The organism is Streptomyces sp. NBC_01363 (assembly GCF_026340595.1).
In the GTDB taxonomy this organism is placed as follows: Bacteria; Actinomycetota; Actinomycetes; order Streptomycetales; family Streptomycetaceae; genus Streptomyces.
On sequence record NZ_JAPEPF010000001.1, the window covers coordinates 1550094 to 1563491 of the forward strand.

The following is a 13398-nucleotide window of genomic DNA, read 5'->3' on the forward strand; positions in this document are numbered from 1 at the left end:
CCGCCCCACCGACCACCAGGAATCAGTGCTCCATGCCTAAGAAAACGGTGCTGGCCGCGGCGTTCGTCGCCGCGGCCGCGCTCACCCTGTCCGCCTGCGGCAGCAGCGACGACAGCGCCAAGAAGCCCATCGCAGACGTATCGGTCCAGGCGAAGACCAAGGCCGCGACCGTCCTGGACCAGCCGTTCACCAAGCCGAATCTCGTCCTCACCGACACCCACGGCAAGAAGTACGACCTCCGGGAGCAGACCAAGGGCAAGCCGACCCTGATCTACTTCGGCTACACCAACTGCCCCGACGTCTGCCCGCTCATCATGAGCAACATCGCCATCGCCAAGAAGTCGCTGCCCGAGGCCGACCAGGAGAAGCTCCAGGTCGTCTTCGTGACCACCGACCCCGAGCGGGACACCCCGTCCTCGCTCGGCAGCTGGCTCAAGTCCCAGGACGCCTCCTTCGTCGGCCTCACCGGCGACTTCCCGACCATCCAGGCGGGCGCACGCCAGATCGGCATCGGCATCGACGCGCCGAAGAAGGAGAAGGACGGCACGGTCGTCTCGATGCACGGGTCCCAGGTCATCGCGTTCTCCCCGAAGACCGACAAGGGCTACCTCGTCTACAGCGAGGACACCTCGCCCGACGACTACACCAAGGACCTCCCCAAGATCGTCAAGGGGGAGACCCCGTGAACCGCCGCACCACCCTCGCCGGGATCATCGCCCTCACCACGGGGCTGACGCTGGCGGGTTGCTCGTCCTCGGACGGCAAGCCCGAGCTGAAGGTGACCGGCGCGTTCATGCCGCAGCCCGTCAGCGACATGGCGGCCGGATTCCTCGTCATAGAGAACAGCGGCGGGGCGTCCGACCGGCTCACCTCCGTCACCAGCCCGCTCTCCGACGATGTCACGATCCACGAGACGAAGAACCAGACGATGCGCATGGTGACATCCTTCGACGTGCCCGCGGGCGGCGAGCTGGATCTGGAGCGCGGCGGGAACCACATCATGTTCATGAAACTCAAGCAGCGGCCCAAGCAGGGCGAGAAGGTGTCCGTGGAGCTGCACTTCGAGAAGGCCGACCCGATAAAGGTCGACCTTCCCGTGAAGGAGACCACCCACAACCCGAAGAAGCAGTGAGGGACTGACTCGTCATGACAGCCACCGCCCCGCACTTCGGACCGCCCCCGTCCACTCCCTCGACACGCCGTCCACTCGCCGCGGCCGCGCTCCTCGCCGCCCTCGTCGGCATGGTGTTCGGCCTGTTGCTGGGAGGTGCGGGCCCGGCGTCCGCGCATGCCGCACTGACCGGGAGCGATCCGCAGGACGGGGCGGTGGTCGCCACCGCCCCCAAGGAGGTCACGCTCACCTTCTCCGAGCAGGTCGCCCTCGGCGACGACTCCATCCGGATCCTGGATCCCGCCGGCAAACGCGCCGACACCGGCGCCGCGCCCCGTGATCTGCAGAGCGGATCCACCGTGAAGTACGGCGTCTCGCTGCACGCCGGACTGCCCGACGGGACGTACACCGTCGCCTGGCAGGCGGTGTCCGCGGACAGCCACCCCGTGTCCGGCGCCTTCACCTTCTCCGTCGGAGCACCCTCGAAGACCGCCGTGGCGCTCCCGACGGACGAGGCCGGGGGCGGCCTCGTCGGCACTCTCTACGGCATCGCGCGCTACGCCGCGTACGCCGGTTTCATCCTGCTGGCCGGCGGCTCCGCCTTCGTACTGGCCTGCTGGCAGCGCGGGGCGGGTGCCCGCCCCCTCCAACGCCTGGTCGTACGCGGCTGGATGACCCTCACCGTCGCCACCCTGGCCATGCTGCTCCTGCGCAACCCGTACACCGGATCGGGGAAGCTCCCGGACGCCTTCGACCTCGACGGCCTGAAGGCCGTGCTGGACACCAAGCCCGGCGCCGCACTCGTCTCCCGGCTGCTGCTGCTCGGCGCTTCCGCGCTGTTCATCGCCGTGCTCTTCGGGGCCTACGCCAAGCGCGAGGACGAGCGCGAGAAGAAGGACCTCACCTTCGGGCTGGCCATCGGCGGCACGGTGATCGCTGCCGGGATCGCCGGTACGTGGGCGCTCGCCGAGCACGCCTCCACCGGGATCCAGCCCGGCATCGCCATGCCGGTCGACGTCCTCCATCTGCTGGCCGTCGCCGCCTGGCTCGGTGGTCTCACGGCCCTGCTGGTCGCGCTCTACCGGACCCCCGACATCGACGCCACGGCCGTACGGCGCTTCTCCGGCATCGCGTTCGGCAGCGTGATCGTGCTCGCCGCGACCGGGATCTATCAGTCCTGGCGCCAGGTCGGCACCTGGTCCGCGCTCACCGGCACCGGATACGGGCAACTGCTGCTCGTGAAGGTGGGGCTCGTCGCCGTCCTGGTCGGGATCGCCTGGTTCTCGCGGCGCTGGACGGCGCGTCTGATCGCGGGCGGGGTCGGCACGGAAACAGGGTCCGAGGCCGGGGACGGAGAGAGGCCCCATGAAGCGGTCTCCGACGAGGCCGGGACCCCGGGCACATCGATGTCCACGGTCGAGAACCCCGCGCGGGCGGCTCAACTCGCCCGGCAGCAGGCCGCCGTGGCCACCGCCCAGAAGAAGCGGATCCGCGACGCCGACCCCGAACGGTCCGGGCTCCGCCGGTCGGTGCTGGCGGAAGTGGGAGTCGCCGTCGCGCTGCTGGCGGTGACGACCGTACTGACCTCGACCGAGCCGGCACGTACCGAGGAAGAAGCGGCCCGCACGTCGACGGCGGCGACCGCCCCGGCGGCCGAAGGCCCGGTCAGCTTGAAGCTGCCCTTCGACACGGGCGGCACGAACGGCAGGGGAACGGTGCGGATGGAGATCACCCCCGCCGGCACCGGCGCCAATGAGCTCCACATCTGGATCGACGGCGCCGACGGAAAGGCCATGGACGTCCCCGAGGTGAAGGTCGCCTTCACGCTGGAGTCCAAGGACATCGGCCCGCTCCCCGTCGTCCCCGCCCGGCTGGCCGAGGGCCACTGGACCGCCGACGGCGTCCAGATCCCGATGCCGGGCAACTGGAAGGTCGCCGTGACCGTCCGTACCTCGGACATCGATCAGACGACCATCGACAAGAACGTGAAGATCGGTTGAGCAGGATCGTGAGCACAGACACCAGCAGGAAGACCCGGGCCGGCGGAGCCCGGGACGGCGCGGGCAGCGGGGACGACGGTGCCCGTGACGGTGGACGCATCTCCCGGCGTCGGCTGATCGGCAGCGCGGGCGCGGCCGGTGCGACCGGGCTGATGCTGGGCGCGGCGGGCGGCGCGACCGGCTATGCCGCGACCCGGCCCGACGAAGCCGCCGCACTGACCACGGTCGGCTCCACCCAGGTGATGTTTCACGGGAAACATCAACCGGGGATCACCACTCCGCTTCAGGCGCGCGGCCATCTCGTCGCCTTCGACCTGGTGCCCGGTGCCGGACGCAAGGAAGCCGCTGCCCTGATGCGCCGGTGGTCGGCCGTGGCCGAGCGCCTGATGGCCGGCGATCCGGCCGGGGACGGCGCGGCGGACGGTCCGGACCATGACACCGGGATCGCGCTGGATGCCGGACCGTCCTCGCTGACCGTCACCTTCGGCTTCGGCCGGACCTTCTTCGAACGCACGGGCCTGACCGGCAATCGCCCACCGGGGCTCGACCCGCTGCCGCCCTTCTCCTCCGACCGCATCGACGCCGGGCGCTCCAACGGTGACCTCTGGGTCCAGATCGGCGCGGACGACGCGCTCGTCGCCTTCCACGCACTGCGTGCCGTGCAGAAGGAGGCCGCCCCCGCCGCCAGGATCCGCTGGCAGATGAACGGCTTCAACCGCGCCCCCGGCGCCACGGCCCAGCCGATGACCGCCCGCAATCTGATGGGCCAGGTCGACGGCACCAACAACCCGAAACCGACCGAGAGCGACTTCGAGCGCCGCGTCTTCGTCCCGAGTGGAACCGACGCGAAGTACGACTGGCTCGCGGGCGGCTCGTACGCGGTCGTGCGCCGGATCAGAATGCTGCTCGACGACTGGGAGAAGCTCCCGGTGCAACGACAGGAGCAGGTCATAGGGCGCCGGAAGAAGGACGGCGCTCCGCTGAGCGGCGGCGCCGAGACCACCGTGATGGACCTCGACAGGGCCGGCCCCGACGGCAAGCTCCTGATCCCGGACAACGCCCACGCCCGGATCTCCTCCCCCGAGAAGAACAGCGGCGCGGCCATGCTGCGGCGCCCCTTCTCGTACCACGACGGCATCTCGGCGGACGGCACTCCGGACGCCGGTCTGCTGTTCATCTGCTGGCAGGCGGATCCGCTGCGCGGGTTCGTCCCGGTGCAGCGCAAGCTGGACCGGGGTGACGCCCTGTCCCCGTTCATCCGGCACGAGGCGAGCGGCCTGTTCGCGGTGCCGGGCGGTGCGGCGGAAGGCGAGTACGTGGGGCAGCGGCTTCTGGAGTCCTGAGCCACCGGGGCGCATTAGGGTGACGGTATGTCCGCCACGCGCTACGCCTATCTCGGCCCCGAAGGTACTTTCACCGAGGTCGCCCTCCGTACGCTCCCGGAAGCCGCCACCCGCGAACTCGTCCCGATGGTCTCCGTACCGGCCGCTCTGGACGCGGTACGCAGCGGGGCCGCCGCGGCGGCGCTCGTGCCGATCGAGAACTCCGTCGAGGGCGGCATCACCGCGACGCTCGACGAGCTGACCACCGGCGAGCCGCTGATGATCTACCGCGAGGTGCTGCTCTCCATCACCTTCGCGCTGCTGGTGCGGCCGGGCACCAAGCTGTCCGACATCAAGTCGGTCACCGCGCACCCGGCCGCACAGCCGCAGGTGCGCAACTGGATGGCCGCCCACCTCCCGGACGCCGTGTGGGAGTCGGCGGCCTCCAACGCGGACGGCGCCCGGCTGGTGCAGGAGGGCCGGTACGACGCCGCCTTCGCCGGTGAGTTCGCGGCGGCCACGTACGGCCTCGAACCGCTGGTGACCGAGATCCATGACGCGGTGAACGCGCAGACCCGCTTCGTCCTGGTGGGCCGCCCCGCCCGGCCGGCGGCGCCGACGGGCGCGGACAAGACGTCCGTGGTCATCTGGCTGGGCGAGGACCACCCCGGTGCCCTGCTCGAACTGCTCCAGGAGTTCGCGGTGCGCGGGGTGAACCTGATGCTGATCCAGTCGCGGCCGACGGGGGCCGGCATCGGCAACTACTGCTTCGCGGTGGATGCCGAGGGGCACATCGCGGACCGCCGGGTCGGCGAGGCGCTGATGGGGCTGAAGCGGATCTGCCCGAAGGTGCGCTTCCTGGGTTCGTACCCGCGGGCAGGCGTGGCCTTGCAGGACGTGCGGCCGCTGCGCGCGGGAACGTCGGACGCCGCGTTCACGGAGGCCTCCGACTGGCTGACCAGGAACCTGGACGGCCGAGGCTGACGAGTCGGGAACCGGGGACGCGAGGGGCTGACAGGACTTCGGTCCTGCGGGACGGGAGCGAGTCGGCCTCCTCCCGGGTCTCAGCGCGCCGTCGGATGCCCAACGCCGTCGCCGCCGGTGCTATCTGCCGACTTTCGGCATCCACAAAGTTATCCACAGGAACCGTTCTCGACCTGGGGACAAGTCGACACCCCCAAGCGACATGGTCGACAAATTGCTCCAGTCGGCCCAGATGCGTCCACAGGCTGGCAGGTCACCCGAGGCGCCCCGTGTCGCCCCAATTCCATTGATCAACTCTTCAGGACGGGAAATTCCCACCCGAACGGGCGTCTGAAGTGGGTTTGAACGGGAAATCCACGAGCCATCACGCAACTTTCGGAATGACATCCTCCGGCATCCACAGATCTTCTTCACACCCTGTGGATAACTTCCAGAAGCCCGGGAGCCTGTGGACAAGCAACGGTCAACTGCCCTTCCAGGCAAGGGGGATACGTCAAGACGAGTGAAGCCTTCTGCCCCATTTAGGCGAGTAGGCTCTTTTTATTGACGATCGGGATCCACTCTGGCCGCACAATCTCCCTCAGCATTGCCAATTCAGGCAATTAGGGCAAAGTGACACGCTCGGCAATATCGGTTCGAGCGGGGGAAGTGCACACCGGTAGCCTGGAGGGGTGATTGACCTTCGCCTGCTCCGTGAGGACCCCGACCGTGTTCGCGCCTCCCAGCGCGCCCGTGGAGAGGACGTCGAACTCGTCGACGCCCTTCTCTCCGCCGACGAGCGGCGCAGGTCGTCCGGTGTCCGCTTCGACGAACTCCGCTCCGAGCAGAAAGCGCTCGGCAAACTCATCCCCAAGGCCTCGCCCGACGAGCGCGCCGAGCTGCTCAAGAAGGCCGAGCAGCTGAAGGCCGACGTCAAGGCCGCCGACGCCGCACAGGACGAGGCCGACGCCGAGGCCAAGCGCCTGATGCTCCAGATCGGCAACATCGTCCACGAGGACGTGCCGGTCGGCGGCGAGGAGGACTTCGTCGTCCTGGAGACGCACGGAACGATCCGTGACTTCGGGGCCGAGGGCTTCGAGCCCAAGGACCACCTGGAGCTCGGCGAGAAGCTCGGCGCCATTGACATGGAGCGCGGCGCCAAGGTCTCCGGCTCGCGCTTCTACTACCTGACGGGTGTCGGCGCGCTGCTGGAGCTGGCCCTCGTCAACGCGGCGATCGCGCAGGCCGGCGAGGCCGGCTTCATCCCGATGCTGACACCGGCGCTGGTCCGCCCGCGCGCCATGGAAGGCACCGGATTCCTCGGCCAGGCCGCGGAGAACGTGTACCACCTGGAGAAGGACGACTACTACCTGGTCGGCACCTCCGAGGTCCCGCTCGCCGCGTACCACATGGACGAGATCATCGACGCCGAGAAGCTGCCGCTGCGCTACGCGGGCTTCTCGCCCTGCTACCGCCGTGAGGCCGGTACGTACGGCAAGGACACCCGGGGCATCTTCCGGGTGCACCAGTTCGACAAGGTCGAGATGTTCTCGTACGTCGACCCGGCGGACGCCGAGGCGGAGCACCGCAGGCTCCTCGACTGGGAGAAGCAGTGGCTCACCGCTCTTGAGCTGCCCTTCCAGGTGATCGACGTCGCCACCGGCGACCTGGGCGCCTCGGCCTCCCGGAAGTTCGACTGCGAGGCGTGGATCCCGACGCAGGGCAAGTACCGCGAGCTGACGTCCGCGTCGAACTGCAACGGATTCCAGGCCCGCCGCCTGTCCGTCCGGATGCGCGACACCCGCGACGGCAAGAAGGTGCTCCAGCCGCTGTCCACGCTGAACGGCACGCTCTGCGCCGTACCGCGCACGATCGTGGCGATTCTGGAGAACCACCAGCTGGCCGACGGTTCGGTACGGGTGCCCGAGGTGCTCCGGCCGTATCTGGGCGGGCGCGAGGTTCTGGAGCCGGTCGCCAAGTGACCTTTCCGTACAAGCTCGTCGCGACCGACCTCGACGGCACGCTGCTGCGTAACGACGACACGGTCTCCGAGCGCACCCGTGAGGCACTGGCCGCGGTCACCGCGGCCGGTGCCGCGCACATCATCGTCACCGGGCGCGCGGTCCCCTGGACCCGCCACATCCTGGACGACCTGGGCTACGAAGGGCTCGCCGTCTGCGGCCAGGGCGCGCAGGTCTACCACGCGGGCGAGCGCAAGCTGCTGACCTCGCTGACGCTGGACCGGCAGCTCGCCGGTCTCGCACTGTCCAAGGTCGAGGCCGAGGTCGGTCCGCTGGCCCTGGCGGCGAGCCGCGACGGGCTCGACGGCGAAGTGATGGTCGGCCCCGGCTACCGGGTACAGGAAGGTCCGCTTCCGGCCGTCTTCGTGGAGGACCCGGCCGAGCTGTGGTCCGCGCCCCTGAACAAGGTCTACATCCAGCATCCCGATCTGGACGACGACGCTCTGGCGAAGGCCGCGCGCGCGGCCGTCGGCAACCTCGTGGACGTGGTCATGGCCGGTCCGGGAGTGGTGGAGATCCTGCCGCTGGGGCTGAGCAAGGCGACCGGTCTCTCGCTGGCCGCGCGCCGGCTGGGCGTGAAGGCCGCGGACACCCTGGCCTTCGGCGACATGCCGAACGACATCCCGATGTTCGCCTGGGCCCGTCGGGGCGTGGCGATGGCCAACGCGCACGAGGACCTGAAGGCCGTGGCCCAGGAGATCACCGCGTCCAACGAGGACGACGGCATCGCTGTGGTGCTGGAACAGCTGCTCCAGCCGTAGGTGCGTGGATCAGGGCCGCGTACTGGTACGCGGCCCTGCTGCGGCGGAGGATGCGCGGATCGAACGCGCGCGGGGTTCACGGCCCCGACGACGGCTTAGCAAGCCGCTGCCTTACCACTCGGCCAATCCTCCGGGTGGGCGGCCGCGCGATGCGCAGACAAGGCCGCCCCGGGCGTTCTGCTCCGAGCGGCACGGCGGAGTCGTAGGTGACTACTCCGGCGCCGGCTCGGGTCCGCCCTGCGGGGAACTCGACGGACTCGGACTCTCGGTCATAGTCGCGCTCCTCCCCTGGCCCGTGGTGTGCGTGTCGGCGGGTGCCGTCCCCATCACTGTGCCGGGGACGGCCTTTCGACGCCACCCGTTTTCGGGGCGGTGCTCTTCTCCGGGCGGCGCCGAAAGGCCGAGAACTCCTGCCGGATCAGCGCTGCTTGCTGTTGCGGCGGCTCAGATCCTTCAGGTTGCGGGCGAGTTCATCCATCCTGCCGTCGATACGGACGATGGCCTCGGACATGTGGCCCAGTCGCACGCTCATGGCGCCGACTACCTGATGCGTGACGTCCAGCCTCCGGTCGAGGCTGTCGAGCCGGTGCGACATCCGGTTGAGGACGGGCCCGAGCTCCTGGAGCGCGGTGCCGACTCCGGCGAGGCAGCTCTCCACTCGGGTGACGCGGTGTTCGAGGGAGGCGTACCCCGCGCGCAGGTCCTGCTCGGCGTCGAGCAGATACGTACGGACGCATCGGGCGATGTCGCTGTCGCGAAGAAGCATCGCGACGTTGAGGACGGTCCTGCGGGTGTAGACCCGGAGCTGGGTCGCTGCCTATGGATAACTTTCCGGCACCTCCCCCGCCCATAGCGACATCATGTCGCTATGGAAGGAGCGCAGGTCAGCACCGCGCAGCACTTGCATCCCGTTCTCCGTCAACTCGTTCTGATGGCGGTCGGTGAGCCTTCTGACGGCGGTTGTGGATACTTCGAAGTACCGAGCCACATCCTCTGTGCGAAGGTGAATTCCGTCCGGGAGCGTGACAAGGCTCTTGACCTTGTCGAGGACATCGACGCGCTCCATCTGCTCCACGCGCAGCGCACGCGATTCGAGCAGGGCGACTTCTGTGGGCATGGACATGCCTTCCGATCGTGAAACCGACGACGGGCAGCCCTGTCCCGGGCTTCGAGGGGCGGAGGACGCTCACGGTTGCCACTCACTCGATGACCGACCCGGCGGGTACTCCCTCGCCGGCATCGGCAATCCCTGTTTCACGAAAGCTACGACGCCACAGATCCCAGTTGCCTCCACGCACCCCGCCCAACGAACGGATAACCGTACAGTTACGCGTACGACTGTCCGAAATGCATCAACCCCCGCCCGGTAGGCGAGGGTTGACGAGTTCCGGAGAGATCAGGAACGGAGCACTCGGGTGGCTGCGCCGGGAGGCAGACCCCCGGTCACTCCTCCCCGGCCAGCTTCAGCGTGCGCAGCTTCTGGCCCGCGTACCAGGTCGCCACCACCGTGACCGCGGCCAGCAGGACCGTCGCAGTCGGCAGTCCGACATCGGAGGTGATCGCGCCCGCCCCGCCGACCTTCTCGGCGACCGCGAGGGACCACTGCTGGACGCTGAGCGTGCGCGCCCCGGGCACCAGGGTGCCGAACAGTGCCTCCCACACCAGCGCGTAGACGAGGCCGAAGACGACCGCGTGCCGACTGACGGTGCCCAGCAGCAGGAACAGCGCGCTGTACGCGATCGAGGCGACCAGTGCCGCGATGGTGTAGGCCACCGCGATCTGCTGGCCGTTGCCGTTGAGGATCAGGCCCGCGATCAGCGTGGGCAGCGCGGAGAAGACCATCGTCACGGCGATGGCCACGATCAGCTTGGTGAAGATGATCGTCGGCCGCTTCACCGGCTTGGCCAGCAGGTAGACGATCGATCCGTCGTCGATCTCAGGGCCGATGGCCCCGGTTCCGGCGATCACACCGATCAGCGGCACCATCGTGGCGATGGCGAAGCCGCCCAGCACGTCCGAGGCCACCTGGTCGTCGGACCCGGCGAACGCCCGCACCGCGACGGCGATGACCACCAGCAGCGCCGGCAGGACGAACAGGATGGCGGCCCGGCGCCGGCCGAGCAGGGCCCGGTAGGTGAGCCGGGCGACTGTGGGGTCGTACATGACGCTTCACAGCTCCTTTCAGGCCACTACTCAGGCCGCTACGAGATAGGAAAAGACCGATTCGAGGGACTCGTCGGACGGCGAAACGGTCAGAAGACGAATTCCGTGCTCACGTGCGACCTTCGGCAGCAGCTCGGTGAAGCGTCCGAAGTCGACCGCCTGGATACGCAGGGCCCGTTCGCCCAGGTCCACCTCGATACCGGCCGTCGACGGGTCGGCGATCAGCGCGGCGGCGAGGGCGCGGTCATCGCTGGACCGTACGAGATAGCGGTGCGGGCGGTCCGTCATCAGACGGCGGATCCTGCGAAAATCGCCGGACGCCGCGTGCCGTCCTGCCACGATCACCTCGATGTGGGAGGCGAGTTGCTCCACCTCTTCGAGGATGTGGGAGGAGAAGAGCACCGTACGGCCCTCTGCACCCATCTGTCGCAGCAGTTCCATCAGCTGCATCCGCTGGCGCGGGTCCATGCCGTTGAACGGCTCGTCGAGCAGCAGCACGGACGGTTCATGGACCAGGGCGGACGCCATCTTCACGCGCTGGCGCATGCCCTTGCTGTACGTCGAGATCTTGCGGTCCTGCGCGTACTCCATCTCGACCGTGGCCAGCGCCTTCCGCGCCTCCGCGTCGCCGAGTCCCTGGAGCTCCGCGTTGGCGACGACGAACTCGCGGCCGGTCAGGAAGTCGTACATGCCCTCCCGCTCCGGCACGATCCCGATCTCCTTGTACACGGCTTCGTTGCGCCAGATCGCCCTGCCGTCCAGCGTGACCGCGCCCGTCGACGGGGCGAGGAAGCCGGCCATCATGTTGATCAGCGTGGACTTTCCGGCACCGTTCGGCCCGAGCAGACCGGTGACGCCCGGCCCCACCGTCATGCTCACGTCGTTGACGGCGACCACATTGCCGAACCAGCGCGAGGTGTGGTCGATCTCGATGGTGGTCACAGCCCGACCCTCCGGTAGCGGCGCATCAGTACGGCGTACGAGCCGGCGACGAGCGCGAGAACAACGATCAGATAGACCACGCCGACCCCGGCATCGGGGGCCGCCCCTCCGGGGAAGGCCGAGTTGGCCCCGAGGAACGCGGTCTGCAGGCCGCCGATCAGCGTGATGGGGGAGAAGAGCCCCAGCCACTCGATCGCCCCGGCGGAGCCCGTCTGCCAGGCGATGGCCTGGACCGTGGAGACCGCGCCGTAGGTGATGGTCAGTACGGCGATCACCGCGGCGACACCGAAGCCGCGGCGCGGTGTCAGCGCGGCCATCACCAGGCCCAGCGCGGCGAAGAGCACGGAGAGCAGCGCCACCGAGACCATTCCCTGTCCGAATCCCTTGGTCTGGTCGGCGAAGTCGAACTTCCCGAGCAGCGCGCCCACATAGAGGATGACGAGCGGTGTCCCGGTGAGAATGAAGAGCGCGGTCGCCATGGCCGCCAGCTTGGCCACGACGTAGTCGACCCGTTCGATCGGCCGCGAGAAGTACAGCGGCACGCTCTTGAAACGCAGGTCCCGGGAGACCGACTGCGGTGCCTGCGCGGCGAGGAAGAGGCCGATCACGGCCTGGAGATAGATCGCGAAGGCGGTGTACTTCATCGGCAGGGCCGTCGATCCGGGGGTGGCGATGGCAACGGCGACGATGATCGCCGCGATCATGCACATCACGCCGAAGAGCAGCATCGGCAGCACCTTGGACTTGGCGGAACGGCCGAGTCCGAACGCACCGCGCAGGGACTGCGAGTAGAGCGAGCGCCGCGCATAGCCACGGCCCAGCCGCAGGCCGTCGTAGGAGCGGTACCCGATGTTGTGGATGCGGGAGGTCTCGCTCCCGGTCACGGTCCCGGTCTCGGTACTCATCACGACCGCTCCCCTTCTGCTGTACGGAGTGCCGCGGTCTCGGGCACGCTCTGCGCCGCGGGTGCGGACGCGGCTGCGGACGCGGCTGCGGACGCGGGTGCCTCTTCGGTACGGAAGACCTCGGCGATGTGATGGCGCCGCTGCTCCATCCGTACGAGGCCGAGTCCGAGCCCGGCGACGCCGTCGCGCACGATGTCGTACGTCTCGTCGCCGGTCGCCTCGACGAGCAGGATGTGGCCCGCGCCGGGCAGCCCCTGCGCATCGAGACCGTCATGGCCGATGAACTTCACGCCGGCCCGGGCGAGGACCTGGCGCAGCGCGTCGGTGCCGTCCGGGTGGGTGTCGCTGTCGGTGACCTCGACCGCGAGGGTCGTGGTGGTCTGCGTGAAGTCGCTGGTGGAGCTGGAGCGCAGGAGCGTGCCGCCGTCGATGACGACGACATGGTCGCAGGTGCGTTCCAGCTCGCCCAGGAGGTGCGAGGTGACCAGGACCGAGATGCCGAAGTCGGTGTGGACGCGGCGGATCAGCCCGAGCATCTCGTCGCGGCCGACCGGGTCGAGGCCGTTGGTCGGCTCGTCGAGCAGGACCAGCTGCGGGTCGTGGACCAGCGCCTGCGCCAGCTTCACGCGCTGCTTCATGCCGGTCGAGTAGCCGCCGATGGGGCGGTAGCGCTCCTCGTAGAGACCCACGTGCCGGAGCGTGTCGGCGGTGCGCTCGCGCGCTGCCGTCGGCGGCAGTCCGGACATCCGCGCCATGTGGACGACGAACTCGGTGGCCGAGACGTCCGGTGGCAGGCAGTCGTGCTCGGGCATGTAGCCGACCCGTTCCCGGATGGCGGCACCACTGGTGGCGACGTCGAGCCCGAGCACGGCGGCCCGGCCTTCGGTGGCGGGGGACAGACCCAGCAGGATCTTGATCAATGTGGACTTGCCGGCTCCGTTGGAACCCACCAGGCCGGTCACACCGGGGCCGATGTCCAAGGAGAGCCGGTCAAGCGCGGTCACCCGGGGGAACCGCTTGCTCAGGCTTTCGGTCGCGATCACAGTCACAGTCCGAAGGTAGTGGCACGCGCCACATCAGTCGTCAGCCCTGGCGGCTGGATCGGCATCCGACTCCAGATGTACGGACCCGTAGGGGGCCACCACGAGGGATGAGTCCCGCGGCCGGGGGCAGGGCCCGACCGAGTTGTCCACAGGTCTCCGCACGCCTC

Annotated in this window: 10 protein-coding genes, 1 tRNA gene and 2 pseudogenes; 7 read left to right on the forward strand and 6 right to left on the reverse strand. The window is 69.0% G+C overall.

Annotated elements, in window-relative coordinates:
* Positions 1 to 32 precede the first annotated feature (32 nt).
* From OG611_RS07325 to OG611_RS07355, 7 genes are all read left to right on the forward strand, one after another.
* On the forward strand, positions 33 to 686 hold the full coding sequence (locus OG611_RS07325; protein ID WP_266416677.1) for an SCO family protein: 654 nt from the start codon (positions 33 to 35) through the stop codon (positions 684 to 686).
* The gene (locus tag OG611_RS07330; RefSeq protein ID WP_266416680.1) at positions 683 to 1132 is read left to right on the forward strand and encodes a copper chaperone PCu(A)C; all 450 of its coding nucleotides are present in this window, start codon (positions 683 to 685) and stop codon (positions 1130 to 1132) included. The genes OG611_RS07325 and OG611_RS07330 overlap by 4 nt, the downstream gene beginning before the upstream one ends.
* A gap of 14 nt (positions 1133 to 1146) precedes the next feature.
* Positions 1147 to 3111 carry a copper resistance CopC/CopD family protein gene (locus OG611_RS07335; protein WP_266416682.1) on the forward strand — a complete coding sequence of 655 codons (1965 nt, stop codon included), beginning with the start codon at positions 1147 to 1149 and terminating at the stop codon, positions 3109 to 3111.
* A gap of 98 nt (positions 3112 to 3209) precedes the next feature.
* Positions 3210 to 4454, forward strand: coding sequence for an iron uptake transporter deferrochelatase/peroxidase subunit (gene efeB, locus OG611_RS07340; protein WP_266425614.1), 1245 nt, complete (start codon positions 3210 to 3212; stop codon positions 4452 to 4454).
* 27 nt (positions 4455 to 4481) lie between these two features.
* Positions 4482 to 5417 (forward strand): prephenate dehydratase, encoded by a 936-nt coding sequence (gene pheA / locus OG611_RS07345; protein WP_266416685.1) that lies wholly within the window; start codon positions 4482 to 4484, stop codon positions 5415 to 5417.
* 671 nt (positions 5418 to 6088) lie between these two features.
* Positions 6089 to 7378 carry a serine--tRNA ligase gene (serS, locus tag OG611_RS07350; RefSeq protein ID WP_266416688.1) on the forward strand — a complete coding sequence of 430 codons (1290 nt, stop codon included), beginning with the start codon at positions 6089 to 6091 and terminating at the stop codon, positions 7376 to 7378.
* The gene (locus OG611_RS07355) at positions 7375 to 8178 is read left to right on the forward strand and encodes an HAD family hydrolase (protein WP_266416690.1); all 804 of its coding nucleotides are present in this window, start codon (positions 7375 to 7377) and stop codon (positions 8176 to 8178) included. Before serS ends, OG611_RS07355 begins: the two co-directional genes overlap by 4 nt.
* 44 nt (positions 8179 to 8222) lie before the next feature.
* On the opposite strand, the gene OG611_RS07360 is transcribed toward OG611_RS07355, so the two are convergent.
* The 6 genes and pseudogenes from OG611_RS07360 to OG611_RS07385 all read right to left on the reverse strand — a co-directional run.
* Positions 8223 to 8310 (reverse strand) — tRNA-Ser (locus OG611_RS07360).
* Between the two features lie 286 nt (positions 8311 to 8596).
* A pseudogene (locus OG611_RS07365) lies at positions 8597 to 9295 on the reverse strand (hypothetical protein).
* A gap of 326 nt (positions 9296 to 9621) precedes the next feature.
* Positions 9622 to 10341: an ABC transporter permease gene (locus OG611_RS07370; RefSeq protein WP_266416692.1), complete on the reverse strand. Its 720-nt coding sequence runs from the start codon at positions 10339 to 10341 to the stop codon at positions 9622 to 9624.
* 30 nt (positions 10342 to 10371) lie between these two features.
* Complete coding sequence (locus OG611_RS07375) at positions 10372 to 11283, reverse strand: ABC transporter ATP-binding protein (RefSeq protein WP_266416694.1); 912 nt, start codon at positions 11281 to 11283, stop codon at positions 10372 to 10374.
* Complete coding sequence (locus OG611_RS07380) at positions 11280 to 12188, reverse strand: ABC transporter permease (RefSeq protein ID WP_266416696.1); 909 nt, start codon at positions 12186 to 12188, stop codon at positions 11280 to 11282. The genes OG611_RS07375 and OG611_RS07380 overlap by 4 nt, the downstream gene beginning before the upstream one ends.
* Positions 12181 to 13231 (reverse strand): annotated as a pseudogene (locus tag OG611_RS07385) (ABC transporter ATP-binding protein); the annotation flags it as partial. The pseudogene OG611_RS07385 and the gene OG611_RS07380, both read right to left, overlap by 8 nt.
* Positions 13232 to 13398 lie beyond the last annotated feature (167 nt).

Coding starts and splice junctions, on each gene's coding strand:
- OG611_RS07325 (WP_266416677.1), top strand. CDS start 33: ATGCCTAAGAAAACGGTGCTGGCCGCGGCGTTCGTCGCCGCGGCCGCG.
- OG611_RS07335 (WP_266416682.1), top strand. CDS start 1,147: ATGACAGCCACCGCCCCGCACTTCGGACCGCCCCCGTCCACTCCCTCG.
- pheA (WP_266416685.1), top strand. CDS start 4,482: ATGTCCGCCACGCGCTACGCCTATCTCGGCCCCGAAGGTACTTTCACC.
- OG611_RS07370 (WP_266416692.1), bottom strand. CDS start 10,341: ATGTACGACCCCACAGTCGCCCGGCTCACCTACCGGGCCCTGCTCGGC.
- OG611_RS07380 (WP_266416696.1), bottom strand. CDS start 12,188: ATGAGTACCGAGACCGGGACCGTGACCGGGAGCGAGACCTCCCGCATC.